Here is a 26,008-nt window from a genome sequence, read left to right as displayed (position 1 = left end):
TGGCATGCGTCACACCTTCAGGTACTTGCGCAGCGCGAAGAACGCCGCAAGTGACGGCATCAGGACACTGGTTGCGAGGATCAGCGGCAGCTTGGTCAACACCGCGTCCCAGCCGACGAAGTTGATGAGCGTGAGCTTGTGGGAGAGGTCCATGCCGTGGTCGATGGTGAAGTACCGGCCGAACACGAGGGCCACACAGGCGAGGCCGCCGCCGATGAGTCCGGCGACCGCGGCCTCCGCGATGAACGGCGCCTGGATGTAGAAGCCCGAGGCACCGACCAGGCGCATGATGCCGGTCTCGCGCCGGCGGCTGAACGCCGAGACACGCACGGTGTTGACGATCAGCAGCAGGGCGACGATCAGCATCATCGCCATCACGGCGAGCGCGCCCCGGTTCATCAGGTTCAGCAGCTGGAAGAGGTTGTCCAGGATGCCCTTCTGGTCCTGCACCGACTGCACGCCGTCGCGCCCGTTGAACGCGCTGGCGATCACCTGGTACTTCTGCGGGTCCTTGAGCTTGATCCGGTACGACTCCTGCATCTGGTCCGGCGTCAGCGAGCCGGCCAGCGGCGAGTTGCCGAACTGCTCCTTGTAGTGCTTGTACGCGTCGTCCTGTGACTCGTAGGTCACCTTCTCGACGACCGTCATGTCATGCAGGTCCGCGAGGATCTGCTTCTTCTGGTCCTCGGTGACCGCGCCCTTGGCGCAGTGGACGTCGTTCTCCGCGTCGTGCTTGTTGCACAGGAAGATCGAGACGTTGACCTTGTCGTACCAGTAGCCCTTCATGGTGCTCACCTGGTCGCTCATCAGCAGCGAGCCGCCGAAGAGGGCCAGGGAGAGGGCGACGGAGACGATGACGGCGAAGGTCATCGTCAGATTGCGGCGGAGACCGACACCGATCTCCGACAGGACGAACTGGGCGCGCATGGCGGGTTCTTCAGGCCTTTCGGGAACTGGGGGCGGTCAGTGCTGGTAGCCGTAGACGCCGCGGGCCTGGTCGCGGACGAGGCGGCCCTTCTCCAGCTCGATGACGCGCTTGCGCATCTGGTCCACGATGTTCTGGTCGTGCGTCGCCATGATGACGGTGGTGCCCGTCCGGTTGATCCGGTCGAGCAGTTTCATGATGCCGACGGAGGTCTGCGGGTCGAGGTTGCCGGTGGGCTCGTCGGCGATCAGCAGCTTGGGCCGGTTGACGAACGCGCGCGCGATGGCCACGCGCTGCTGTTCACCACCGGAGAGCTCGCCGGGCCTGCGGTCCTCCTTGCCGCCGAGCCCGACGAGGTCGAGCACCTGCGGCACGGACTTGCGGATCTCGCCGCGGGACTTGCCGATGACCTCCTGCGCGAAGGCCACGTTCTCCGCGACCGTCTTGTTCGGCAGCAGCCGGAAGTCCTGGAAGACGGTCCCCAGCTGGCGGCGCATCTGCGGCACCTTCCAGTTGGAGAGCCGCGCGAGGTCCTTGCCCAGCACGTGCACCTGACCGTGGCTGCACCGCTCCTCGCGGAGGACGAGCCGCAGGAAGGTGGACTTTCCGGAGCCGGAGGACCCCACGAGGAAGACGAACTCGCCCTTCTCCACCTCGAGGGAGACATCCCTGAGTGCGGGGCGGGTCTGCTTGGGGTAGACCTTGGAGACGTTGTCGAATCGGATCACGGATGCACCACGGGTCGCCGGGGGTAGATGAGCGTGACCATACGCGAACCGGGTGTGCAAGTGCAGTCGCAGGTTGAGGTTGGGCAAGACTTGTACGTATTTGTACCGCACCCTGTCCGCGTCCCGCCCGCGAAGGCCCCGCGCAGGCTCCTGCGGAACCTGGCACAGTGGAAGGGGAACGAGGGGAACGTTCTCGTTCCCGCGAGCGTTGTACATGTGATGGCCGGTGCAAGGAGGGCGAGCGCATGACGTACGACCGGTTGGTGTGCGCGAACTGCGCGTCGCCCGTGAGCGAGGGCCGGTGCCCGGTGTGCCGTGCCAACCGCGAGCGACTGCAGCAGGAGGGCTTCTTCGGGGGCCTGAACGGGCTGAACCCGATGGCTCTGCTGGCGGTCCTGGCGGTCCTGATCGCCACCGTGGCGCTGCTGGCACACCAGACCGCGTGAGACGGTCCGCGAAGACGCCGTAAGGGCCCGGAGCGCGAAGCTCCGGGCCCTTGCGTATGTGCGGTGCGAGCGGTGCGTGAGCGTACGGCTACGCTCAGGCGACGGCGCCGCCCCGGCCGCTCACCAGACGCGGCAGGATACGGAAGCCGATGCCGCCGGCGATCATCGTCGCGGCGCCGACGAGCAGGAACGCGGTCTGCCCGGCACCGGTCTCGGCGAGCTGCTTGTCGCCGCCCTGGGCCACGGTGTCGGAGCCGGTGTCGGTCAGCGCCGAGGAGCCCTCGTCCTGCGGGACGTTGTTGTTGCCGCCGTCGGGGACGGTGTGGTTGCCACCGGTGGTGCTGCTGCCGCTGTCACCGGAGGTGCCGGTGCTGCCGGAGGTGCCGGTCGAGCCAGTGGTGCCGCTGTCACCGGAGGTGCCGGTCGAGCCGCTGTCGCCGGTGGTACCGGTGGTACCGGTGGTACCGGTGGTACCGGTAGTCCCGGTGGTGCCCGTGGTACCGGTGGTTCCAGTGGTACCGGTAGTCCCGGTGGTACCGGTAGTCCCGGTGGTGCCCGTGGTCCCAGTGGTCCCGGTGGTGCCCGTGGTCCCGGTGGTGCCCGTGGTGCCGGTGGTCCCAGTGGTGCCCGTGGTACCGGTGGTCCCAGTAGTGTCCGTTCCAGTGGTGCCGGTGGTCCCAGTAGTGCCCGTGGTACCAGTGGTCCCAGTAGTGTCCGTCCCAGTGGTACCGGTGGTCCCAGTAGTGTCCGTTCCAGTGGTGCCCGTGGTGCCCGTGGTGCCCTCGGTCACACCCACGATCGCGCCCTCGGTCACACCCACGACCGCGCCCTCGGTGGTGCCCTCCGTGGTGCCCTCGGTCGAGCCGGGGCTGTCAGCGCCGTTCGTGGTCACACCCAGGCTGATCGGACCCGCCTGGACGCCGAGGTCCAGGGCGGAAGCCGCGCCGGCCGCGGTGAGCGAGGCGCCGGCCGCGATCACGGCGCCGGCGGCTATCCGCGCGACCCGGATCCGCGTCTTCTTCGTCATATGGTTGCTACCCCCAGTAGCTGTTCGTCGATGGGGCGGTGCGGGGGGCGTGCCGTGATCGACGGAGGCAGCCGGTGACGAAGCGCGTCAACTCGATCCCCCGGTTCACATGCGCCCCTCAGTACGCATGCCGCGCCTCACCCTTCCCATTTTTCAAAGCAACGTCAAGGGCGTTGCGCGCGCAATGTCCAGCAGAGGGATGTTTGCGGGTAATTGAAGCCTGTGAGTGTGATGTAAAACCCAGACAAATGACAACTGCCGCCACAGGGGCGGCAGTTGTCATGTCGACAAAGTTACTTCTCCTGCTGCTTGCGCCAGCGAATTCCGGCCTCCAGGAAGCCGTCGATCTCGCCGTTGAAGACGGCCTCGGGGTTACCGACCTCGAACTCCGTGCGCAGGTCCTTGACCATCTGGTACGGGTGCAGCACGTACGAACGCATCTGGTTGCCCCAGGAGTTGCCGCCGTCGCCCTTGAGGGCGTCCATCTTGGCCTGCTCCTCCTGCCGGCGCCGCTCCAGCAGCTTGGCCTGGAGGACGTTCATGGCGGTGGCCTTGTTCTGGATCTGCGACCGCTCGTTCTGGCAGGAGACCACGATGCCGGTGGGCAGGTGCGTGATGCGGACCGCTGAGTCGGTGGTGTTGACGCCCTGGCCGCCGGGCCCGGAGGACCGGTAGACGTCGATGCGCAGCTCGCTCTCGTCGATCTCGACGTGGTCGGACTGCTCGACGACGGGAAGCACCTCGACACCCGCGAAGGAGGTCTGGCGGCGCCCCTGGTTGTCGTAGGGCGAGATGCGCACGAGACGGTGCGTGCCCTGCTCGACGGAGAGGGTGCCGTAGGCGTACGGCACCTGGACGGCGAAGGTGGTCGACTTGATGCCGGCCTCTTCGGCGTACGACGTCTCGATGAGCTCGGTCTTGTAGCCGCGCTGCTCGGCCCAGCGCAGGTACATGCGCTGCAGCTTCTCCGCGAAGTCCGCGGCGTCGACGCCACCGGCCTCGGCGCGGATGTTGACGAGGGCCTCACGGGAGTCGTACTCGCCGGACAGGAGGGTACGGACCTCCATCTCGTCCAGCGACTTCTTCACCGCGACCAACTCGGACTCGGCCTCGGCGCGGGTGTCCGGGTCGTTCTCCTCCTCGGCCATCTCGAAGAGGACCGCGAGATCGTCGATCCGGCCGCGCAGCGCCTCCGCCTTCCTGACCTCGGCCTGGAGGTGGGAGAGCTTGCTGGTGATCTTCTGCGCCTCGTCCGGGTTGTCCCACAGGGACGGCGCGGCCGCCTGCTCCTCGAGCACGGCGATGTCTGCCCTCAGCTTGTCGAGGTCCAGGACGGCCTCGATCGACTCCATGGTCGAGGAGAGGGACTTCAGCTCTTCGGATACATCGACGACTGCCACGCCTCCAGCGTAACGGCTACGGCAAGCGTCCCCGCCCTCCGCTCGGCCGGATCAGGGTGCCGACGTGCTGTGGGTGTCCTGGGCGGGCTGGTCGTCGCCCCCGGAGGACGCCCAGTAGGCGCCGACGCCCACCGCCGCCGCCAGGACCACCCCGGCCACGCCCAGCGTGATCCGGCGCCGGCGTACGGCGGCGCGGTGCCGGGCCGAGCCCGGCCGGGGCGCGCCGGGGGCCCGGGGAGCGCGCGCGGTGCCGTGTGCGCCTCCGGCCAGCTCGTCCGGCGCCGGAACCCGCATCGACGTGTGCGTGTCCCGGTTGGAGTCCGGTCTGGCCCCCGGCACCAGCGACACGGCCCCCCGCCGCCGCACCGGTGCGCCGTCCGGCTCGGCCGCCGGCGCCGGCTCCTGCGTCTCCTCCTCGGCGAGCCCCGGCTCGTCCACGTCCAGCGGCGGCATCCCGGCCAGCGTGGGCAGCTGCTCGCGCAGCCGTGCCGCCAGCTCCGAGGCGCGCAGCCGGGAGGCGGGGGCCTTGGCCAGGCACTGCACCAGCAGCTGCCACAGCTCCTCGGGGATGCCGGGCAGCGGTACGACGCTCTCGGTGACGTGCCTGCGCAGGACCGCGCCGGGGTGCCCGCCGCCGAAGGGCGTGAAGCCGGCCAGCAGCTCGTACAGGACCGTCGCCAGCGCGTAGATGTCCACGGCGGCCCGCGGCGGCAGGCCCTCCACGATCTCCGGGGCCAGGTAGTCCGGCGTGCCGATGATCTTCGTGGCGCGGGTCCGCTTCGGCGAGTCGATCAGCTTGGCGACGCCGAAGTCGGTGAGCAGAGCGGGGTGGGAACCGCCCGGCCCGAGCGGTCCCTGCATGTCGAGCAGGACGTTCTCGGGCTTGACGTCCCGGTGGACGACCCCGGCCGCGTGGGCCGCCGCCAGCGCGTCGGCGACGTCGGCGACGATCGCCACGGCCGCCTCGGGCGCGAGCCGCCGTTCCCGCTCCAGCCGGGTGCGCAGGTCGGTGCCGCGCACCAGGTCCATGACCAGGGCCAGGTCGTTGCCGTCGACCACCAGGTCGCGCACGGTGACGATGTGCGGGTGCTCCAGGCCGAGCAGCGCGGTGCGCTCCTGCACGAAGCGTCCGACCAGCTCCTGGTCGGACGCGAGGTCCTCACGCAGCAGCTTGATGGCGACGGGGCCGTCCGGTCCCTCACCCAGCCACACCGTGCCGGCGCTGCCCCGACCCAGGATCTGGTTCGCGGTGTACCGGCTGCCGATCTTCCGTGCCAAGGCTGCTCCTACAGACGCGTGTTGCCGACAAAACTACGCGTCCGACGAGCCAACCTTCACCGCGGAGACGGAAATCACCCGGCAGATGTCGACAAATCTCTGAACTGGCGATCAGTTTCCGGACGAGCCGCCCAGATCCTTGATCCAGTGGCCCACCGTGCCGGCCCAGTCGCTCAGCTGGGTCCAGTAGCCCTTGCCGGTGCCGATCCAGTCCTGCAGCGGGGTCAGGTCCCAGATCAGCCAGCCGGCCACGAACAGGATGACGATCGTGAACAGGCAGCCCTTCAGACAGCCGAGACCGGGGATCTTCATCGGGTTGGCGCTGCGCTGCCGCGGCTCCCGGGGCTCCCGCGCGGGCCGCTGCCGTTCGGGGGGCGCGGGCGGCGCGTACCGCTGGGGCTGCTGCGGCTGCTGCGGCGGATAGCCGTATTGCGGAGCCTGCTGCGGGCGCTGCCTGCCGCGCGGCTGGGGCTGCTGCGGACGGCCCTGCGGGGCCGGGCGCGGCTGCTGCTGCGGACGGGGGGCGACCTGCCGCTGGGGGCGGCGGCGCAGCGGGTCCTCGTCCGGGCCCAGGTACTGGATCTGCGTCTGGTCGTTGCGGTCGCGGGCGGCCCGCAGCTGCGTCTGCCAGGGGTGCGGCTGCTGCTCGGGCTGCTGCCCCGGCCCGCCGTACTGACCCTGTCCCGGCTGGCCCGGCTGTCCCGGCGGGACGGGCGGCAGGACGGCCGTCGGGTCCGCCGCGCCCGTGTTCGGCAGGACGGCAGTGGGGTCGGCGGCGCCGGCCGGGCCGCCGGTGTGCGGCAGGAAGCTGGTGGCGGCGTTCGGGTCGTACGCCCCCTGCGGCGCGTTCGTCGGCAGTACCTGGGTGGGGTCGGCGGCCCCGGGCACGCCCGGGACGGCTGCCGGGGCCGGGTCGGGCGCGAGCAGCGCGCCGACGCCCTCCGCCGCGGCGATCTGCGCGGAGTTCGCGTGCACGCCGACGCCCTCGGCGACGACCCGCAGCCCGCGCGCGAGGTTCTCCGCGCTGGGCCGCTCGTCGGGGTTCTTGCGCAGGCAGCGCTCTATCACGGTCCACAGCGGGTCCGGGACGGTGGAGGGGCGGCGCGGCTCGGCGCTCAGGTGCTGGTGCAGGACTTCCAGGGCGCTGCCGCCGGAGAACGGCGGGCGGCCGGTGACCAGCTCGTACAGCAGGATGCCGGCACCGTAGATGTCGACGGCGGAGGTCTGCGGGCGGCCCTCGGCGGACTCCGGGGCGACGTACGCGGGCGTGCCGACGAACTCGTGGGTGCGGGTCAAACCCGGGGAGTCGGCGAGGCGGGCGATGCCGAAGTCGGTCAGCATCGGGTGCATCTGGCCGTCGTACTGCTGGAGCAGCACGTTGGCGGGCTTCAGGTCACGGTGGACGACGCCGTCGGCGTGGCTCGCGGCGAGGGCGTCGGCGATCTGGGCCGTCAGCAGCGCGGCGGCGACCGGGGTGAAGGGACCGCTCTCGCGCAGGTAGCGGTGCAGGTCGGGGCCGTCGACGAGGTCCATGACCAGGGCCAGCAGGTCGCCCTCGACGACCAGGTCGCGGACCCGGACGATGTTGGGGTGGGTCAGGCGGAGCAGGACGGAGCGCTCCCGCAGGAAGCGCATCACGATGTCCGGGTCGCTCGCCAGCTCCTCCTTCAGGACCTTGATCGCGACCGTCTCTCCGGGCTGCCCGGCCACGGCCGCCTCGGCGCCCGCGGTCTCGCGCTGGCGGGCACGCCAGACGGTGCCTGTGGCGCCGCGTCCGAGCGGCTCCTCAAGCAGGTACTTGCTGCCGACTGGCCGCACGTCACGCGCTCCCTGCTGGTTGCTGTTGCTTGCTTGCCTGCATTCCGGTGTTCCGATCCACTGTAGTGCCGTGCTCCTGGGCACTACGTAAGCGTTCCCGGGCAGGTTCAGGGGGTTCGACGGGAAGACGCGTGTCCCGGTCCGCTGGTTGCCGGGACCGGAAGTGACCGATCTCAACTGATCGCCGGTGGGGTGTTGGTCAGGCATTTTTGGGGGCAGAGCCGACCAATCAAGATCACTTCTGCCCGGGTCCCGGGCGCGTTGTCGGTGGCAGGTGCGAGGATGCCTCCAGCAGCTAGCTGGGAGGGCTCCAGCGGCTGCTGGCCGACGTGTTCGTGTGGGGTGGGGGGAAGTCCGCGCCCGCGCAGACCCGCGCAGAAGGGACCGCTGACGCCGATGCAGATCCGGCTGACCGTCGTAGACCCGCTCGGCCCGAGCCCGCAACGCGGCCGCGCCTCGTGCCGCGACGTGCTGGTCACGGCGCCCACGGGCACGGAGCTGGCCGCGGTCGCGTCGGCGCTGGCCGGGGCGGTCACCGGCGAGGGAGGCGCCGGCCGCGAGACCGGCGCCGCCTCCGTGGTGCTGTACGCGGGCGCCGAGCGGCTCGACCTGCGCCGGTGCACCCTCGGCGAGCCCCCGCTGGTCGACGGCGCGGTGCTGTCCCTGGGCGCCCCGGCGGCCTCCGAGCCGCACCCCGAGCTGGACGACGCACCGACCCGGCTGCACGTGGTCGCGGGCCCGGACGCGGGCGGGGTCCATCTGCTGCACGGCGGCCGGATCACCGTCGGCCGCTCGGCCGACGCCGACGTACCGCTGGACGACCCCGACGTCTCCCGCCTGCACTGCGCGGTCACCGTCGGCGCGGACGGCCGCGTCTCGGTCGCCGACCTCGGCTCCACGAACGGCACCTCCCTCGACGGCACGCGTGTGACCGACCGGCCGGTGCGGTTCCCCGCCGGGGGCCTGCTGAGGATCGGCGAGTCCGCGCTGCGGGTCACACCGTCCGGCGGCCCCGGGACGCGGGTCAGGACGGTGCCCGACGGGGAGGGGTGTGTGCGGATCGCCGTGGGGGGCGGGGACGACGGCTCCCCGGACACGGTGTCCGCCCCGCCACGCTCACCCGCCACCACCGACGGCGACGGCACCCCGCGCGGGGTGCCCGCACAGCACGCCTACGGCGCCTGCGACTCCGGCGGCTGGGGTGCCTCCGGCGGCGGTCCGGGCGCTCAGGAGCACCGGCGCGGACAGTCGCCCGTGGTGCCGGGGCAGGCAGGGGCGCCGAGCGCGGAGGGCAGAGGCGCGGGGTCCAGGGCGTCCGGCCGGGCGTCCGGTGCGGTGCCTGGTACGGCGTCCGGTGCGGCTTCCGGGGCGGTGCCTGGTGCGGCTTCCGGGGCGGACACGCACGCGGGGCGCTTCGGTGTCGCAGGCCCGGGTGGGACACCCGGCGCCGCGTACGCCGGAGCGCAGCGCGGTGCGGGCTCGCGCGCGGACGGGCGCAAGGGCACCCCGGTCAGGGGCACGGACGTCCCGCCGGGCATCCGCTCCGCGGACACCGACACCCCGCACGGCTCCCGGCAGGGCGCCCGGCGGCGCGGGCTCGGGGCCTGGGCGCGCCGGCTGGCCGGCGGGCGCGCCGAGCAGCCGGCCGGCACCACGGCGTACGACGTCGGGGCCGTCCACACCGGCGGCGCCCCGGCGGCCGGTGCCCCGAGGCGGCCGGAGACCTGGCCGGACCCGGCCGCCCTGCTGCTCACCGCGCTCGGTCCCGGGCCCCGGCTGTGGGAGCGCGGGCCGGGCCACCCCGAGGCGCTGACCGTGCGGCTCGGGACGGCCGACCGGAGCGCGCCGGACGGCTCGGGTCCGCTGCCGCTGGTGCCGGTGACCGCGGCGCTGCGCGAGGCGGGCGCGCTGGGCCTGGCCGGTCCGCGCCCCCGGCTGTCCGGGCTGGCCCGCGCGGTGCTGGCCCAGCTCACCGCGCTGCACTCCCCCGATCTGCTGGAGATCGTGCTGATCAGCGCGGACCACACGCGGCCGGTGGCGGACCGTACGGCCGAGTGGGGCTGGCTCGGCTGGCTCCCGCACGTCCGGCCGGGCCATGGCCAGGACTGTCGCCTGCTGCTGGCCTACGACCGCGAGCAGGCGGCAGCCCGCACGGAGGAGCTGCTGCGCCGGGTGGAGGACCACGCGGCGACGGGCCGGACGACGGCCCACCCCGCGGCGGCACGCGGCACCGACCCGTCGGTGACCGGCGGCCAGGGCGGGACCGCACCGTCCGGCACCCCCGGCGCCCCCGGTGCCCCGGGCGGGAACGCGGTACTGAACCCGGCCGGCGTGTCCGCGCCGGGCGTCCCCTCGCCGGTCTCCGGGCTCCTCGGCGGTCCGGCGGCGGGCGCGCACCCGGCGAGTTCCGGCACCCCCGCGGCCGACCCGCGCCTCGCGAGCCCGGGCGCCCCCGCGGCCGGCCCCCAGGGAAGCCCCGGAATCCCCACAGTCGAGCCGCACCCCGGAACCCCGGGCACCCCGGCGCTCCACCCCCACCCGGCGGCCCCGGGCGCCCCTGCGGCGAACCCGTACCAGGAAACCCCGCGCACCTCCGCACCCGGCCCACACCCGGCAGGCCACCGCGCCTCGGGCAGGTCCGCTCCCCCCACCGCCCCCGCCCAGGAGCCACTGCCCCTCCCCGGCAGCCACGGAGCCGCCGCGGGTCACGAAGCCGCCCCCGGGAGTCACCGAGCCGCCTCCGAAGACCGCGGAACCGTCCCCGGGCGCCACGGAACCGGTGCCCCCACCGGCCCCGTCGCCCCCGCCCCCTCGCGTCCCGAGCGCGAAGGCGTCACCCGCCGGCCCTCCTGGGCTACGGAGGACACCGGGCCTGTCGGTGCCGGCGGCTTCGCGGGGCCGTACACCGTCGTCGTCGTGGACGGGGATCCGGGCGGTTCCGCGCTGCGGGACGCCCTCGCGCGGCTGGCCGTCGCCGGGCCGCGCGCCGGGGTCCATGTGCTGTGCCTCGCCGAGACCGAGCCAGCCTCGCCCCCCTCATCCGTGACGCGGACGTACGAGGACGCGTGCGCGGTGACACCGACGTTCCGGCACTGCGGTGCCGTGGCGCTGCTCAGCGGGGACGTCGCCGCCGGGCTGCAGCTGCTGCGGGTCGCCCCGGGCGGCCCCGTCGGCCCCGGTACGCACGCCGCCGTCGACGCCGTCTCCGCCGCCTGGGCGGAGCGGTTCGCGCGGGCGCTGGCACCGCTGCGCCCGGACGGGCCGCCCGGTGAGCCGGACGCGCGCGTGTCCGCGCCACTGCCGCAGTCGACCCGGCTGCTGGACGAGCTGGGGCTGGCCCGGGCCACCCCGGCGTCGCTGATGGCACGCTGGGCGGACGCGGCCGACGACACGGAGTCGCTGGGCGGGCGGGCGCGGGCGGTGCTCGGTGCCGGACCGCGCGGGCCGGTCACCGCCGACCTCGTGGCCGACGGGCCGCACCTGCTGATCGAGGGACCGGCCGGCAGCGGCCGGACCGAGCTGCTGCGGGCCGTGGTCGCCTCGCTCGCCGCCGCCGAGCGGCCGGACCGGCTGGCCGTGGTGCTGCTCGACGGCCGGGACGGAGTCGGCACGGGCGCCGGGCACGGTGAGGGCCTGCGCGTGTGCACGGACATACCGCATGTGACCACCCACCTGATCGCCAACGACCCGGTGCGCATGCGGGAGTTCGCCCAGTCGCTGGCGGCCGAGCTGAAGCGGCGCGCGGAGTTGCTGGGCCGCACGGACTTCGCCCGGTGGCACGCGGGGCGGGAGGTGTCCGGCCGGATGGTGGCGCAGCGTACGCCCGGCGCCGGGGACCCGCTCGCGCAGCGCGCCTCCGCTGCCGCCTCCGGTGACATAGAGACGCCGCCCAGCTCCACCCTGCGGCTGCGGCCGGGGGCGGCGGCCCGGCAGCGTGCCGGGGCGGCACCGCCGTTGCCCCGGCTCGTGGTGGTCGTCGACGACCTGGACGCGCTGGTCTCCCCCGCGCTCGGTTCGCCGGGCCGGCCCGCCGCGGGCTCGGTGATACGGGCGCTGGAGGCGGTGGCCCGGGAGGGTGAGCGGCTCGGGGTGCACCTGGTGGCGGCGACCGGGACCGGTGGCCGTACCGCGGAGTCGGAGCCGGCGCGCCTGGCGGCCCTGCGGGTCGTGCTGGACGCCCCGCAGCCGGGGCCGGAGCAGCCGGCGCCGGGGCGGGGACGGCTGGCGTCCGCGGACGGGCGGACCGTGGGCTTCCAGGGCGGCCGGGTGACCGGCCGCATCCCGCGTACCGCGACCCAGCGGCCCACGGTGGTCCCGCTGGACTGGCAGCGCATGGGCGACCCGCCGGCCCGCCGGCCCGTGCGGGAGCTGGGCAACGGCCCGACCGACCTGGCGCTGTTGGCGAGCGCGGTGGAGCGGGCGGCCCGGGAGGTCGCGGCGGCGGAGGTGCCGTCGCTCCTCTAGGCGGGCCGGTGCCAGGCGGACCGTGCCAGGCGGACGGGTGCCAGGCGGACCGGTCGTCCCCGAGCGTCGGAAACCCGCGCGCATGCAGCCCTGGTCACGAGCCGGTCACGATGCGCCGGTTGACACCGCAGGCGCTCTTGCCCGCCCGGAGCGGCCCGGCGTACACCGGACCGCACGGGACAGAGTTCTGACGTTCAACGACGTTCAACGGAGAACGACGAACGGGGAAGTGATGCACAGCAAAAGCAGCACGTTCCACAGCCACAGGGCCGTCACCACACTCGCCGCCCTGCTCGCCGGAGCCCTCGCGCTCACCGCCTGCTCCGGCAGTGACGACAAGAAGGACAACGGGGAGAAGAGCGGCGGGCCCACCGGCTCCACCGTCACCCTGCCGAAACTGAACGGCGCCCGTCTGGAGGTGGCCGCCGTCTGGACCGGCGCCGAGCAGGCCAACTTCAAGAAGGTGCTGGCCGAGTTCGAGAAGCGCACCGGCGCGCAGGTCACGTTCGTGCCCGCGCAGGACCCGATCATCAACTTCCTCGGTTCGAAGATCGCGGGTGGCCAGCCGCCGGACGTCGCGCTGCTGCCGCAGCCCGGCGCCATCAAGCAGGCCGTGCAGAAGGGCTGGGCCAAGCCGGTCGGGCCGGAGGGACAGAAGGAGCTGGCGAAGAACTACTCGCAGGGCTGGCAGGACATCGGCAAGGTCGGCGGCAAGCAGTACGGCGTCTACTACAAGGCCGCCAACAAGTCGCTGATCTGGTACAACGCCAAGGCCTTCGAGAACGCGGGCGCCAAGGAGCCGAAGACCTGGCAGGACCTGCTGACCGCGTCGCAGGCGGTGTACGACTCCGGGGTCACGCCCTTCTCGGTGGCCGGCGCGGACGGCTGGCCGCTGACCGACTGGTTCGAGAACGTCTATCTGTCCCAGGCCGGCCCGGAGAAGTACGACCAGCTCGCCCAGCACAAGATCAAGTGGACCGATCCGTCGGTGAAGCAGGCGCTGACCACACTCGCCCAGATCTGGGGCAAGAAGGACTACGTGGCGGGCGGCCAGGACGGCGCGCTGCAGACGGAGTTCCCGCAGTCGGTCACCCAGACCTTCACCGGGGGCGACCAGCCGAAGTCCGCGATGGTCTACGAGGGCGACTTCGTGCAGGTCAACATCGGTGAGACCCAGGCGAAGGTGGGCACGGACGCGAAGGTGTTCCCGTTCCCGGCCGTCGGTTCGGCCGCGCCGGTGGTCTCCGGCGGTGACGCGGCCGTGGTCCTGAAGGACTCCAAGGCGGCGCAGGCGCTGATGACCTTCCTCGCCTCCCCGGACGCGGCCACGATCCAGGCGAAGCTCGGCGGTTACCTCTCCCCGAACAAGAACGTGCCGGTGTCGGCGTACCCGAACGCGGTGCAGCAGAAGATCGCCAAGGCGCTGATCGCGTCCGGCGACGACTTCCGCTTCGACATGTCCGACCAGGCCCCGCAGGCCTTCGGCGGGACGCCCGGCAAGGGTGAGTGGAAGGACCTCCAGGACTTCCTGAAGAACCCGAAGGACATCGCGGGTGCCCAGGCGAAGCTGGAGAAGGACGCGGCGGCGGCCTACGGGAACGGGGGCTGATCCGGCCATGGCGTCGGCAGCGGCGGCCGGGGCCCCACCGGGCCCCGCCGCGCCCCGCGGTCGCAAGAGCGTGACCGGCACCCGCAAGGCCGTGGCAGCCCTGTTCCTGCTGCCCGCGCTGGTGCTGCTCGGCGCGCTCGTGGTCTACCCGATCGGGTACTCGCTCGTCCGCAGCTTCTACAACGCCTCCGGCGACGGCTTCGCCGGTATCGACAACTACAAGACGCTCTTCACCGACGACGGCATCCGGACCGCCCTGAAGAACAACGTCATCTGGGTGGTGTTCGCGCCGACCGTCTCCACCGCGCTCGGTCTGGTCTTCGCGGTGCTCACCGAACGGGTGCGCTGGGGAACGGCGTTCAAGCTGGTCGTCTTCATGCCGATGGCGATCTCGATGCTGGCCGCCGGGATCATCTTCCGGCTGGTGTACGACCAGGACCCGGACAAGGGGGTCGCGAACGCGGTGTGGGTGGGCGTGCACGACACGTTCGCCCAGGCGTCGGCGTTCCCCAAGGCCCATCCGGGCCGCCGGTCGCCGCTGGTGGCCGAGGGTGGCGGCTTCGTGACGCGGACCACCGTGCACGCCGGTCAGCCGGTCAGCCTGCCGCTCGTCGGCGTCGCCCCGGACCAGCTGCCGGACGGCGCGAAGAAGGCCGCCGCCGCGCGCCCGGAGCCGGGGAAGGTCACCGGCACCACCTGGCAGGACTTCACCCGCGGCAAGGGCGTCGGCAGGCTCGGCACGCCCGACCCGTCCGAGGTGGGCTATGCCGGGATGCGGGTGGAGGCGGTGAAGGACGGCAAGGTGGTCGCCTCGGCCGAGGCGGCCGGTGACGGCACCTTCACCCTGCCCGCGTCGGCCGACGGGGCTCGCCTCAGGCTGCCCGCGGGCAACTTCCGGGAGCCGTACAACGGGGTCGACTGGCTCGGCCCGGCCCTGGTCACCCCGGCGATCATCGGGGCGTACGTGTGGATGTGGGCGGGCTTCGCGATGGTGCTCATCGCGGCCGGCCTCGCGGGCGTGCCCCGGGAGCTGCTGGAGGCGGCGCGGGTGGACGGCGCCTCCGAGTGGCAGGTGTTCCGCAAGGTCACCGTGCCGCTGCTGGCCCCGGTCCTGGCGGTGGTCACCGTCACGCTGATGATCAACGTGCTGAAGGTGTTCGACCTGGTGTTCATCATCGCGCCGGGCTCCTCCCAGGACGACGCGAACGTGCTGGCGCTGGAGCTGTACCGCAAGGGCTTCGCGGAGAGCCAGCCGGGCGTCGCGAGCGCGATCTCGGTGTTCCTGCTGCTGCTGGTGATCCCGGTGATGCTGTTCAACATTCGTCGGCTGCGGCGGGAGGTGCGGCGATGAGGCCGGGTTCGCCTCGAAGCGGCCGGGGGTCCGGGGGTCGTCCCCCGGGACGGCACGGCAACATTCGTCGGCTGCGGCGGGAGGTGCGGCGATGACGGTGACCGCCCAAAGCGTCGGGAAGGCCGAGCCGGTCCGGACGGCCGGGGCCAGGCAGTCGGTCGGTTCCCGCATCGCCGGGAGGCTGAGCGGCGGACTGGTCCGCGTGGTGCTGATCGTCGTGGGCCTGTTCTGGCTGGTGCCGACCATCGGACTGCTCGTCTCCTCGCTGCGCGCGCCGCAGGACATGAGCGCGAGCGGCTGGTGGACGGTGTTCTCCAAGCCGTCCCAGCTCACCGTGGACAGCTACCAGAAGCTGCTGGAGAACTCCGACATCACCAGCTCCCTGCTGAACACGGTGCTGATCACGGTCCCGGCGACCGTCCTGGTCGTGGTGATCGGGGCGCTGGCCGGCTACGCGTTCGCGTGGATGGAGTTCCCGGGCCGGGACTGGTGGTTCCTGGGTGTGGTGAGCCTGCTGGTGGTGCCCGTGCAGGTGGCGCTGATCCCGATCGCCGAACTGTTCGGCAAGCTAGGGCTGTTCGGGACGATCCTCGGGGTGATCCTGTTCCACACCGGCTTCGGCCTGCCGTTCGCGGTGTTCCTGCTGCGGAACTTCTTCGCGGAGATCCCGCGCGAGCTGCTGGAGGCGGCCCGGCTGGACGGCGCGGGCGAACTGCGCCTGTTCGCACGGGTCGTGATGCCGCTGGGCGGCCCGGCGATCGCCTCGCTCGGCATCTTCCAGTTCCTGTGGGTGTGGAACGACATGCTGGTCGCCCTGGTGTTCACCAAGTCGGGCACGCAGCCGATCACGGTCGCCCTGCAGACACAGGTACGGCAGTTCGGCAACAACATCGACGTGCTGGCACCCGGCGCGTTCATCTCCATGGTGATCCCGCTGGCCGTGTTCTTCGCGTTCCAGAAGCAGTTCGTGTCCGGAGTGATGGCGGGCGCGGTCAAGTAGCGGCGAAAAGGGGAGAATTCGCGGGGCGGGTCTTCAGGGGCCCGCCCCTTCCCGTTCACCTGGAGTAGCCCGAATGCCGTACGGGCCGTAACCAAGTCACTCCGTCGGCCGTTCCCGGGCAGAACGCCCGCGCCGACCGACCCATGGATGCCCCTTGCCCAGGTTCAGTGTCATCGTCCCCGCGTACAAGGTCCAGGCGTATCTCTCCGAGTGCCTGGACTCGGTGCTCTCGCAGTCGTATCCCGATCTGGAACTGATCGCCGTGGACGACTGCTCCCCCGACGCCTGCGGCGCGATCATCGACGAGTACGCGGCCCGGGACGCGCGCGTGAAGCCCGTGCACCTCGCCGAGAACCAGGGGCTGGGCCGCGCCCGGAACGCGGGGCTCGCCGAGGCGGCCGGCGACTACCTGGTCTTCCTGGACAGCGACGACACGCTCACCCCGGACGCGCTGCGGTCGGTCGCCGACCGGCTCAAGGAGACCGGCGACCCGGACGTCCTGGTCTACGACTACGCGCGCACCTACTGGGACGGGCGCACTGTGCGCAACCAGCTCGCCGCCCAGCTCACCGAGCAGGGCCGGGCGCCGTTCCGGCTGGAGGACCGGCCGGGGCTGCTGCGGGTGCTGATGGTGGCCTGGAACAAGGCGTACCGGCGCGACTTCGTGCGGGCCCACGGGTTCACGTTCCCGCCGGGCTACTACGAGGACACCCCCTGGACCTTCCCGGTGCTGCTGACGGCCGAGTCGATCGCCACCCTGGACCGGGTGTGCGTGCACTACCGCCAGCGCCGGCAGGGCAGCATCCTGGGCACCACCAGCCGCCGGCACTTCGATCTCTTCGAGCAGTACGACCGGGTGTTCGCGTTCGTCGGCCAACGGCCCGAACTGGACCGGTGGCGCCCGGAGTTGTTCCGGCGGATGCTCGACCACTACGCGGTGGTGTTCACCCGGCGGGGCCGGCTGCCGCGCGGCAGTCACGGCGACTTCCTGCGCCGGGCCCGCGCCCACTACCGCCGCTACCACGTGCCGGGGGCCCGGGTCCGGCCGCGGCACGCCCTGCTCCGCTTCGGGCTGCACCGCACGTTCCGGGCGCTCCAGCTGGCAGCCGCCGTCCGCCGGCGCATGCTGAAGGGCGCGGTGAAGCTGGCCCGCGCCCTGCGCACCGGCGCGCTCCGGCTGCACTACCGGATCCAGCTGCGGCTGCCGCTGCGCTCGGACCGGGCGGTGTTCGCCGCCCGGGAGGGGCGCGGTGATCCGGCGGCGCTGGAGGAGGCGTTCCGGACGCACGCCCCGCACCTGGGCACGGCGTGGATCGCCCGGCCCGGCCGGGAGCAGGCGGCGCCGCCGGGTCCGCGCCGGCTGACGCCGGGCACGGCCGCCTACTGGTCGGCACTGGCCCGTTCCCGGTACCTGGTCAGCGACGGCGGCTTCGAGGGGCGGCTGCGCAAGCGGGCCGGGCAGGTCTTCGTGCAGACCCAGCAGGGCACCCCGCTCGCCCACGCGGGCCTCGATCTGCTGGAGCGCCCGGCGGCGGCCCGGGACACGGACTTCGCGGAGCTGCTGCGGGGCGTCGACCAGTGGGACTACGTCCTGTCCGGCAACCGGCACGCCACCCTGACCTGGGAACGGGTTCACCCGGGCCGCTACACCACGCTGGAGTACGGGCTGCCCCGCAACGACGTCTTCCAGCGGGCGACGACACAGGACGTGGCACGGCTGCGGGCCTCGCTGGGCGTTCCCGAGGGAGCGGTCGCGGTGCTGTACGCGCCCGCGTACCGCGATCACCTGCGCACCCAGCGCCCGCTGCTCGACCTGGAGCGGGTCCTGCGCCGCCTGGGCCCGCGCTTCGTGCTCCTGGCCCGCACCCACACCCCCGTGCACGGCGCCCGGATCATCGATGTCTGCGGCCATCCGGACCTGGCCGCCCTGTGCCTCGCCTCGGACGCGCTGCTCACCGACTACGCGCCGGTGCTGTTCGACTACGCGGGCCTCGACCGGCCGATCGTGGTGCACGCCGAGGACTGGGCGGCGTACGAGGCGGCCCGTGGCGTGTACTTCGACCTGCGGGCGTTCCCGCCGGGCGCGGTGGCGCACAGCGAGGACGAGCTGATCGACATCTTCGCCACCGGGCACTGGCGCGGCTCGCGCTCGGCGCAGCTGCGGGCGGCGTTCCGGGAGCGGTTCTGCCCGTGGGACGACGGGCGTGCCGCCGAGCGGGTGGTACGGCGGGTGGTGCTGAGCGAGACGGAGCCGGCTCCGGTGGTGCCGCTCGGGGACCGGACACCGGTGCCGGCGGCCTGCGCATGGTCCCCGCCGGCCACCGTGCCGCCACCTTCCGTCCCCCTTCCCGTCACCGAGAGCCACTGAACACCGTTGGTCCTTCCGGGAGTTCCCATGCCCCTCGGCTCGACGCGGCCCACCCCGAGCCGGCCGTCCACCTGGCGTCCGGCGGGACGGCCCGGCCGCGTCCGCACGACGACAGAAAGAACCACATGCCCCGCTTCAGCATCATCGTCCCCTCCCACGGGGTCGCCGGCCGGCTGTCCCAGGCGCTGGACTCGGTCCTCGGCCAGTCCTTCGGCGACCTCCAGCTGATCCCGGTCTGCGACGCCCCCGACGCCCCGGCCGCCGCGGTGGCCGCCCGGTATGCCGAGCGGGACTCCCGGGTGACCCCGGTCCACTCGCCGCCGTCCGCCGGTCCGAGCGGGGCGCGCAACGCCGGGATGCGGGCGGCGGCCGGCACGTATCTGCTGTTCCTGGACGGTGACGACCTGCTGCTGCCGGGTGCGCTGGACGCGCTGGACGCCCGGCTGTCGGAGCTCGCCGGCGTGGACGTGCTGTACGCCGGGCACGAGCGCGTCCCCTGGTGGGAGGGCGAGGCGACGAACCCGGTCGCGCCGCTGCTCGCGGGGGCTCCGAAGGGCGCCTTCGCCCCCGTCGAGCTGCCCGCGCTGACCGGCGTCCAGCTGCCGGCGTGGAGCGCCGTCTACCGGCGCGCCTTCCTCGTCGAGCACGAACTCGTCTTCCCCGAGGGCCACTTCACCGATCTGGGCTGGGGCGGCCTGGTCGGTGTCGCCGCCGGGCGGATCGCGGTGCTGCGCCGGACGGTCGTACGGCACCGGCTGCGCCGCCAGGGCAGCCGGCTCAATCTGCCCGGCCCGCACCAGCACGACCTGCTGGACCAGGTGGAGCGGGTGCTGACCGGGGCGGCCGAGCGCGCCCTGCCCGTCGAGCGGACCACCGCGCTGTTCGACCAGCTGTTCGCCGCGGTGCTGAAGACGGCGGCCCGGCCGGAGCGGCTGCCCAGCGGGCACCGGGCGTTCTTCCGCCGCGCGAGCCGCCTCTACCGCGAGCACCGGCCCGCCGGGCACCGAGTGCCGGAGGGCAGCCTGGGGGTGCAGCACCGGCTGCTGGCGGCGGGCGCGTACACCGCCTTCCGTGCCCTGCGCGGCGCCAACCGGGCCGCCGCAGGCGCCGCCCGGCGGCTGCCGCGCCCGCGCCTGCTGCGCACCCGGCTGCGCTACGCCCGCGACCTGCGCCGCCCGCTGGACCGGAACCTCGCCGTGTACTGCGCCTACTGGGGCCGCGGCTACGCCTGCAACCCGGCCGCGATCCATGCCAAGGCCCGCGAACTCGCCCCGCACATCCGCTCGGTGTTCCTCGTCGAGGCCGGCCAGGAGCACGCCGTACCGCAGGACGTCGAGTACGCGGTGATCGGCTCCCGCCGCTACTGGGAGGTGGTGTCCCGCGCCAAATTCCTGATCAACAACGCGAACTTCGCCGAAGGCGTCGTCAAGCGGCGCGGCAGCGTGCACCTGCAGACCCAGCACGGCACCCCGCTGAAGACCATGGGCGTGGACCAGTCGACGTACCCGGTGGTGGCCGCGCGGTCGGGCAGCTTCACCAGGCTGCTGGGCCGGGTGGACCGCTGGGACTTCAACCTCTCCGCCAACCGCCACTCCACCCAGATGTGGGAGCGCGCCTTCCCCGGCTCCTACGAGCACCTGGAGTACGGCTATCCGCGCAACGACGTCTACTACACGGCGACCGCCCGCGACGTGGACCGCATCCGGCGCGAACTGGGCGTTCCGGAGGGCATGACGGCCGTGCTGTACGCGCCGACCCACCGCGACCACCACACCGGCTTCGAGACCGGTCTGGATCTGGAGGCGTTCTGCGCGGCGGCCGGCGAGGACGTCGTCGTGCTGCTGCGCGCCCACTACTTCTACGACCGGGGCCGCTCCCGGGGCTCGGGCAGGATCATCGACGTCACCGCGCACCGCTCCTCGGAGGACGTGTGCCTGGCCGCGGACGCGCTGGTCACCGACTACTCGTCCATCATGTTCGACTACGCCAACCTGGACCGGCCGATCGTCGTGTACGCCGACGACTGGGACGTCTACCGGGAGACCCGGGGCGTCTACTTCGACCTGCTCGCCGAGCCGCCCGGGGTGGTCGCCCGGACCCCCGGGGAGCTGGCCGCGGTCTTCCGCGACGGCTCGTACCGGGGGGCGGAGGCCGGGGCGCTGCGGGCCGCGTTCCGGGAGCGGTTCTGCCAGTTCGACGACGGACGGGCCGCCGAGCGGGTGGTGCGGCGGGTGCTGCTCGGCCGGCCGCCGGAGGCGGTCCCGCCCGTCGTCCCGCTCGCGGAGCGCATCCCCGCCCCCGCCGCCGCGACCCTCGTGAGGAGCTGACCCGCCGTGCCCCGCTTCAGTCTGATCGTGCCCTGTTTCAAGGTGCAGGGCTTTCTGCGCGAGTGCCTGGACTCGGTGCTCCGGCAGTCCTTCGGCGACTTCGAGCTGATCGCCGTGGACGACTGCTCCCCGGACGGCTGCGGCGCGATCCTGGACGAGTACGCCGAGCGCGACCCGCGCGTGAAGGTGCTGCACCTGCCGGAGAACGTGGGCCTCGGCCGGGCGCGCAACGCGGGCATGCCCGAGGCCACCGGTGACTACCTGTTCTTCCTGGACAGCGACGACACGCTCACCCCGGGCGCGCTGCGGGCCGTCGCCGACCGGCTCGCCGAGGCCGACGAGCCGGACGTGCTCGTCTTCGACTACGCGCGCACCCACTGGTGGGGCGGCACCCGGCGCAACGCCCTCGCCCAGGTGCTGGCCGAGGCGGGGGCGGGCACGTTCACGGCCGCCGGGTATCCGCGGATCCTGGACCTGCTGATGGTGGTCTGGAACAAGGTCTACCGCCGGGAGTTCGTCGCGGAGCACGGCTTCGCCTTCCCGCCCGGCTACTACGAGGACACCCCCTGGACCTTCCCGGTCATGCTCAGCGCCCGCCGGATCGCCGTCCTGGACCGGATCTGCCTGAACTACCGGCAGCGCCGGCAGGGCAACATCCTGTCCACCACCAGCCGTAAGCACTTCGACATCCACGACCAGTACGAGCGGGTCTTCGCCTTCGTGGCCGAGCGGCCGGAGCTGGCCGACTGGCGGCCGTACCTGCACCGCAAGATGGGCGAGCACTGCCTGGACATCCTCGGCAAACCGGACCGGCTGCCGCCCGCCGACAAGGCCGAGTTCTTCCGGCGTACGGCGGAGATGTTCCGCCGGCACCGGCCGCAGGGCGCCCCGGTGGACGGCGAGGTCGCCGCACTGACCGGCTCCTGGGCGGGCTACCTGCTGCGACGGCAGGCGGCACGGGCGGGGCGGGAGGCGGCCCGGCGGGCGGACCGGATGCGCCGGACGGCGGCCGCGCGGGCCCGCGCCGGCTGGGCGGGGCTGCACGCGTACCGCCCGCTGGACGAGAACCTGGTGGTGTACTCGGCGTCCTCGCACCGGGGCGTGCTCGGCGACCCGGCGGCCGTGTACGCCGCGGCCCGCGAGATCGCCCCGTGGCTGCGCGGGGTGTGGGTGGTGCGGGACGCGGAGACGGCCGCGCGGCTGCCGCCCGGCGTCGAGCACGTGATCGTCGGCTCCCGGCGCCATCTCGAGGTGGCCGCGCGTGCCAAGTTCTTCGTCAACGACGTCAACTGGCCCGGCACGCCGGCCAAGCGCCCCGGCAGCGTGCACATCCACACCCACCAGGGCACCCCGCTGAAGTACCTGGGCGCCGACCTGCTGGACAAGCCGGGCGCGCGGCTCGGCTTCGACGTGCCGCGGATGCTGCGCCGGGCCGACCGCTGGGACTACAGCCTGGTCGCCAACCGGCACTCCGAGCTGGTCTGGGAGCGGGCCTACCCCTGCCACTTCACCTCGGTGCGCACCGGCAGCCCGCGCAACGACGTGCTGGTGAACGGCGGCCCCTGTGACTTCCGGGAGCGGCACGGCATCCCGGCGGACCACACGGTCGTGCTGTACGCGCCGACCCGGCGGGACTACCGCCGGGGCGGGCACGTGGACCGGATCGACCTGGCCCGGTTCGCCGCCGACCTCGGTGAGGGGCGCACGCTCGTGGTCCGGCTGCACCCGTCGCTGGCGGGCGGACCCGCACGGGGGCTGGGGCTCGCGGAGCTGGCCCGGCGCGGGATCGTGGTCGACGCGACCGACGAGCCGCGGCCGGCGGACGTGCTGCTCGCGGCGGACGCGCTGGTCACGGACTACTCGTCCATCATGTTCGACTACGCCAACCTCGACCGGCCGGTCGTGGTGCACGCCGACGACTGGCCGTCGTTCACGGCGAGCCGGGGCGCCTACCTCGACATCACCGCCGAGCCGCCGGGTCATGTCGTGCGCTCGTACCGGGAGCTGTCCTGGGTGTTCGCCTCGGGAGCCTGGCGGGACGAGGAGTCGGCGCGGCTGCGCGCGGACTTCCGGGAGCGGTTCTGCGAGTTCGACGACGGGCGGGCCGCCGAGCGGGTCGTACGGGCCCTGCTGCTGGGCGGGGCGATGCCCGGGCCGGCGGTCCGCGTCCCGGGTCAGGCGTCGGCGCCGGACGCGCTCACGTCGGCTTAGACGCACGCGGGGGCCGGTCCCGTCCGGGACCGGCCCCCGCGTGCGATCGCCCGGCGGTTACTCGATGACGAGGTCGACGTCGATGTTGCCACGGGTGGCGTTGGAGTACGGGCAGACCTGGTGGGCGGTCTCCACCAGCTTGCGGCCGGTCTCCTGGTCCACGGTGTCGGGCAGCTCGACGCGCAGGATGACCTTCAGGCCGAAGCCCTCGCCCTGCTTGCCGATGCCCACCTCGGCGGTCACGGCCGCGTCGCTGACGTCGACCTTCGCCTGGCGTCCGACCAGTCCGAGCGCGCTGCCGAAGCAGGCGGCGTAACCGGCGGCGAAGAGCTGCTCCGGGTTGGTGCCCTCGCCGTTGCCGCCCAGCTCCACCGGCGGGGCCAGCTTGAGGTCGATCTTGCCGTCGGAGGAGACGGCACGGCCCTCGCGGCCGTGGGTCGCGGTGGCGACGGCGGTGTAGAGCGCGTCCATGGAGATCATCCCTTGCCGAAGTCGGTGTTCCGGCGGCCCCTGTCCGGTCCGCCGCACGACCACAAGTAGAGCACACGATTGAGTTGTGCACAACTGAATTACTCGCAAGAGCTATCCTGGACCCATGACCGCTTCGCCGCTGCCCCCCGACGCCGACTGGCTCCGGCTCGACCGCCAGATCTGCTTCTCCCTGCACGCCGCGTCCCGCGCCTTCAACGGCGTCTACCGCGTGATCCTCAAGGACCTGGGTCTCACCTACCCGCAGTACCTGGTGATGCTGGTGCTGTGGGAACAGGGCGACCTGCCGGTCAAGGCGCTCGGCGAACAGCTGCGGCTGGACTCCGGCACGCTGTCCCCGCTGGTCAAACGGCTGGAGGCGGCCGGTCTCGTACGGCGCGAGCGCAGCGCCGAGGACGAGCGGTCGGTCCGGGTCCATCTCACCGGGGAGGGCACGGCGCTGCGCGAGCGGGCCCTGGAGGTGCCACGCCGGATCATGTCGGCGACCGGCTTCGACCTGGCGGAGGTCGGCGAGCTGCGGGCCCGGCTCGACCAGCTCACCGCCGCTCTGGACGCGGCGGCGCGGACGGAGGCCGGGGCCGGGCGCTGACCGGGCGGACGTACAGCCGTACGGTCACCCCGCCCCGCACGGCCTCCTCCCGGCCGGCGAACTCCTGCCAGAGGACGGCGACCTTGGCCCGCTCGACGGGAGGGCGGGGGGCCCAGCGGCCCGCGAGCAGCCTGCGGTCACCGACGACCCACACCCGGTCCAGCCGCGCCAGCCTCCGGCGCAGCTCGGCCACACCGGCCTCCCGCCCGTACAGCGTCCCGGTCTCGGCCGCCCCCGCCACCAGCGCGACGTCCCGGGTCCCCCGCAACGCCCCCGGGTAGGTGAGCGCCACGTTCCGCATCGACGCCGGCACGAACAGCACGGGGTCGCCGGGCCCCACTTCCCGCGCCGCCGCCCGGGAGATGGCGCCGAGGTCATCGGGCCGCCGGCCGGGGTCCCGGTCCTGCTGGAGGAGGGGGAACTGGTGGAGGAGCGACAGCCCGACGGCCAGAACCCCGGCGAGGGCGACAGCGGGCAACCCGGACAGAGGACGCCCCGCCGACCGCCCACCACCACCCCGCGAGCCGGGACGCCTGTGCAGCAGGCCGCCGTCACACCGTCCGCCTCCCGGCAGCGCGAAGCGCCCCTTCGGCCGACCGTGGTCACCCGGGCCGGCTTCCTTCGACGCGAGACGCCCAGGCAGCCGACCGTGGGCACCCGGACCGCTCTCCCCCCGCAGCGCCGAAGGCCCCTCCGACCGACCGCCGTCACCCGAGCCGCCTTCCCCCGGCACGAGACGCCCAGCCGACCGACCGCCGTCCGAGCCGCCCTCCCGCAGCACCGAGGGCCCCTCCAGCCGACCGTGGGCACCCGGACCGCCCTGCCCCCGCAGCACCGAGGGCCCCTCCAGCCGATCGCCGTCACCCGGGCCGGCTTGCTCCGGGGCCGCGTGCTCCTTCGGGCGGGCGGCCGGCCGCAGGCGTCCGGCCAGTCCCGCCATCCGCTCGGCCCCCGCGGCCACCACCAGCGGTGCCCCCGACAGCGCGTACAGCACGTACCGGTCGACGTACAGCGGCGAAACCTGCGACACCAGCATCAGAACGGCCGGCGGCACCACCATCACCGGCAGCCCCACTGCCGTACACGTCAACTCGCCCCGCCGCCCCACGAGTCCCAGCAGACCTACCAGAGCCAGCCCGAGACACACCCCGTACACCTCGTCCGTCGGCCCGAGGAAGCCCCGCAGCAGCCCTCCCGCCGTCTCCGCCGTGGGCTTTCGCAGCCACGCCACCTGCGCCGCCTGCTCCCGCGACACCAGTGCCATCGGCAGCAGCGCCAGGGCGGTCGCCGCCGCCGTACACCCCCAGCCCCGCCACGCCCGCGCCCCGGTCCGGGCCAGCGCCAGCGACACCGCGTGGGCGAGCAGCAGCAGGACGGCGAACTCGTGCAGCCAGCAGGTGAGGCCGAGCACGGCGCCGTACGGCCACCAGGAGCCGCCTCGCACGGCCCGCACGAACAGCAGGGTCGCCGCCGTGGCGCCGGCCGCGACCAGGGCGTAGGAGCGGCCCTCCTGGGCGTAGTGCCCGGCCATCGGCGTGACGGCGTAGAGCAGTCCGGCCCACAGGCCGACGCGCGGCCGGGCCAGCCGGGTGCCGAGCGCGGCCACCAGAGCCGCCGTGCCGGCCGCCGCGCACACCGACGGCAGCCGGAGGACGACCTCATCGGGGTGGACGGCGAGGACGGGGTGCAGCAGCAGGTAGTACAGGCCGTGCACCGCGTCCACCTCGTGCAGCAGCAGCCAGATCTGCGGCACGGTACGGCGCCCGACCTGGAAGCTGACCGCCTCGTCGCGCCACATGCCGCCCCGGTCCAGCCGCCAGAGCCCGAGCGCCAGCATCACCAGTGCGGGCACGCCCACGGCGGCGGCCTCGCACAGCCGCCGGACGGGCCCCCGTGCCCGAGGGGGTGGGTGGCTCGTTGCACCGGCCGGCACACCAGTGGTCGCTCCAGCCGCCCGACGCGACTGCGGTTTCGCACG

General features: G+C 73.4%; 17 protein-coding genes. 9 read left to right on the top strand and 8 right to left on the bottom strand.

The window, feature by feature from the left end:
* Window positions 1-9: 9 nt before the first annotated feature.
* Window positions 10-927: a permease-like cell division protein FtsX gene (gene ftsX, locus AB0B40_RS20540; RefSeq protein WP_345055286.1), complete on the bottom strand. Its 918-nt coding sequence runs from the start codon at window positions 925-927 to the stop codon at window positions 10-12.
* Window positions 928-963: 36 nt separating this feature from the next.
* The gene (gene ftsE / locus AB0B40_RS20535; RefSeq protein ID WP_020940379.1) at window positions 964-1,653 is read right to left on the bottom strand and encodes a cell division ATP-binding protein FtsE; all 690 of its coding nucleotides are present in this window, start codon (window positions 1,651-1,653) and stop codon (window positions 964-966) included.
* A gap of 245 nt (window positions 1,654-1,898) precedes the next feature.
* Here ftsE and AB0B40_RS20530 point away from each other — a divergent pair, with 245 nt between their 5' ends.
* On the top strand, window positions 1,899-2,099 hold the full coding sequence (locus AB0B40_RS20530) for a hypothetical protein (protein WP_345055290.1): 201 nt from the start codon (window positions 1,899-1,901) through the stop codon (window positions 2,097-2,099).
* Window positions 2,100-2,193: 94 nt separating this feature from the next.
* Here AB0B40_RS20530 and AB0B40_RS20525 read toward each other — a convergent pair whose 3' ends face one another.
* From AB0B40_RS20525 to AB0B40_RS20510, 4 genes are all read right to left on the bottom strand, one after another.
* Window positions 2,194-3,126 carry a hypothetical protein gene (locus AB0B40_RS20525; protein ID WP_345055293.1) on the bottom strand — a complete coding sequence of 311 codons (933 nt, stop codon included), beginning with the start codon at window positions 3,124-3,126 and terminating at the stop codon, window positions 2,194-2,196.
* 293 nt (window positions 3,127-3,419) lie between these two features.
* Window positions 3,420-4,526 carry a peptide chain release factor 2 gene (gene prfB / locus AB0B40_RS20520; protein WP_345055295.1) on the bottom strand — a complete coding sequence of 369 codons (1,107 nt, stop codon included), beginning with the start codon at window positions 4,524-4,526 and terminating at the stop codon, window positions 3,420-3,422.
* Between the two features lie 51 nt (window positions 4,527-4,577).
* Window positions 4,578-5,804: a serine/threonine-protein kinase gene (locus tag AB0B40_RS20515; protein ID WP_345055298.1), complete on the bottom strand. Its 1,227-nt coding sequence runs from the start codon at window positions 5,802-5,804 to the stop codon at window positions 4,578-4,580.
* 111 nt (window positions 5,805-5,915) lie between these two features.
* Window positions 5,916-7,622: a serine/threonine-protein kinase gene (locus tag AB0B40_RS20510; RefSeq protein WP_345055301.1), complete on the bottom strand. Its 1,707-nt coding sequence runs from the start codon at window positions 7,620-7,622 to the stop codon at window positions 5,916-5,918.
* A 396-nt stretch (window positions 7,623-8,018) separates the two neighbouring features.
* On the opposite strand from AB0B40_RS20510, the gene AB0B40_RS20505 reads away from it, so the two are divergent.
* The 7 genes from AB0B40_RS20505 to AB0B40_RS20475 all read left to right on the top strand — a co-directional run bounded on the left by AB0B40_RS20505 (window position 8,019) and on the right by AB0B40_RS20475 (window position 22,952).
* The gene (locus AB0B40_RS20505; RefSeq protein WP_362264847.1) at window positions 8,019-12,086 is read left to right on the top strand and encodes an FtsK/SpoIIIE domain-containing protein; all 4,068 of its coding nucleotides are present in this window, start codon (window positions 8,019-8,021) and stop codon (window positions 12,084-12,086) included.
* Window positions 12,087-12,318: 232 nt separating this feature from the next.
* Window positions 12,319-13,695 carry an ABC transporter substrate-binding protein gene (locus AB0B40_RS20500; protein WP_362264845.1) on the top strand — a complete coding sequence of 459 codons (1,377 nt, stop codon included), beginning with the start codon at window positions 12,319-12,321 and terminating at the stop codon, window positions 13,693-13,695.
* A gap of 7 nt (window positions 13,696-13,702) precedes the next feature.
* Complete coding sequence (locus tag AB0B40_RS20495; protein ID WP_345058279.1) at window positions 13,703-15,046, top strand: sugar ABC transporter permease; 1,344 nt, start codon at window positions 13,703-13,705, stop codon at window positions 15,044-15,046.
* A gap of 91 nt (window positions 15,047-15,137) precedes the next feature.
* Window positions 15,138-16,046, top strand: a complete 909-nt coding sequence (locus tag AB0B40_RS20490; protein WP_345058281.1) for a carbohydrate ABC transporter permease — start codon at window positions 15,138-15,140, stop codon at window positions 16,044-16,046.
* A 154-nt stretch (window positions 16,047-16,200) separates the two neighbouring features.
* The gene (locus AB0B40_RS20485) at window positions 16,201-18,414 is read left to right on the top strand and encodes a bifunctional glycosyltransferase family 2 protein/CDP-glycerol:glycerophosphate glycerophosphotransferase (protein ID WP_362264843.1); all 2,214 of its coding nucleotides are present in this window, start codon (window positions 16,201-16,203) and stop codon (window positions 18,412-18,414) included.
* A gap of 125 nt (window positions 18,415-18,539) precedes the next feature.
* Window positions 18,540-20,741, top strand: coding sequence for a CDP-glycerol glycerophosphotransferase family protein (locus tag AB0B40_RS20480; protein ID WP_362264841.1), 2,202 nt, complete (start codon window positions 18,540-18,542; stop codon window positions 20,739-20,741).
* A gap of 6 nt (window positions 20,742-20,747) precedes the next feature.
* Window positions 20,748-22,952, top strand: coding sequence for a CDP-glycerol glycerophosphotransferase family protein (locus tag AB0B40_RS20475; RefSeq protein WP_362264839.1), 2,205 nt, complete (start codon window positions 20,748-20,750; stop codon window positions 22,950-22,952).
* Between the two features lie 57 nt (window positions 22,953-23,009).
* Here the strand turns inward: AB0B40_RS20475 and AB0B40_RS20470 are convergent, their stop codons facing one another.
* The gene (locus AB0B40_RS20470) at window positions 23,010-23,423 is read right to left on the bottom strand and encodes an organic hydroperoxide resistance protein (RefSeq protein WP_345058289.1); all 414 of its coding nucleotides are present in this window, start codon (window positions 23,421-23,423) and stop codon (window positions 23,010-23,012) included.
* Between the two features lie 124 nt (window positions 23,424-23,547).
* On the opposite strand from AB0B40_RS20470, the gene AB0B40_RS20465 reads away from it, so the two are divergent.
* Window positions 23,548-24,030, top strand: coding sequence for a MarR family transcriptional regulator (locus AB0B40_RS20465; protein WP_345058291.1), 483 nt, complete (start codon window positions 23,548-23,550; stop codon window positions 24,028-24,030).
* Here AB0B40_RS20465 and AB0B40_RS20460 read toward each other — a convergent pair.
* Window positions 23,978-25,888: a glycosyltransferase family 39 protein gene (locus tag AB0B40_RS20460; protein WP_362264836.1), complete on the bottom strand. Its 1,911-nt coding sequence runs from the start codon at window positions 25,886-25,888 to the stop codon at window positions 23,978-23,980. The genes AB0B40_RS20465 and AB0B40_RS20460 overlap by 53 nt on opposite strands.
* Window positions 25,889-26,008: the final 120 nt, after the last annotated feature.

The sequence above is a fragment of the Streptomyces sp. NPDC042638 genome (assembly GCF_040647235.1).
Lineage (GTDB): Bacteria > Actinomycetota > Actinomycetes > Streptomycetales > Streptomycetaceae > Streptomyces > Streptomyces rameus.
Note: the sequence above shows the minus strand (reverse complement) of the source record. Positions and strands in the feature narration are given on the sequence as shown.

Excerpts from the sequence above, each read along its gene's own strand:
- AB0B40_RS20500 (WP_362264845.1), top strand. The coding sequence starts at position 12,319 with ATGCACAGCAAAAGCAGCACGTTCCACAGCCACAGGGCCGTCACCACA.
- AB0B40_RS20525 (WP_345055293.1), bottom strand. The coding sequence starts at position 3,126 with ATGACGAAGAAGACGCGGATCCGGGTCGCGCGGATAGCCGCCGGCGCC.
- AB0B40_RS20465 (WP_345058291.1), top strand. The coding sequence starts at position 23,548 with ATGACCGCTTCGCCGCTGCCCCCCGACGCCGACTGGCTCCGGCTCGAC.
- AB0B40_RS20505 (WP_362264847.1), top strand. The coding sequence starts at position 8,019 with ATGCAGATCCGGCTGACCGTCGTAGACCCGCTCGGCCCGAGCCCGCAA.
- AB0B40_RS20530 (WP_345055290.1), top strand. The coding sequence starts at position 1,899 with ATGACGTACGACCGGTTGGTGTGCGCGAACTGCGCGTCGCCCGTGAGC.
- AB0B40_RS20495 (WP_345058279.1), top strand. The coding sequence starts at position 13,703 with ATGGCGTCGGCAGCGGCGGCCGGGGCCCCACCGGGCCCCGCCGCGCCC.
- AB0B40_RS20490 (WP_345058281.1), top strand. The coding sequence starts at position 15,138 with ATGACGGTGACCGCCCAAAGCGTCGGGAAGGCCGAGCCGGTCCGGACG.
- AB0B40_RS20470 (WP_345058289.1), bottom strand. The coding sequence starts at position 23,423 with ATGGACGCGCTCTACACCGCCGTCGCCACCGCGACCCACGGCCGCGAG.
- AB0B40_RS20480 (WP_362264841.1), top strand. The coding sequence starts at position 18,540 with ATGCCCCGCTTCAGCATCATCGTCCCCTCCCACGGGGTCGCCGGCCGG.
- ftsX (WP_345055286.1), bottom strand. The coding sequence starts at position 927 with ATGCGCGCCCAGTTCGTCCTGTCGGAGATCGGTGTCGGTCTCCGCCGC.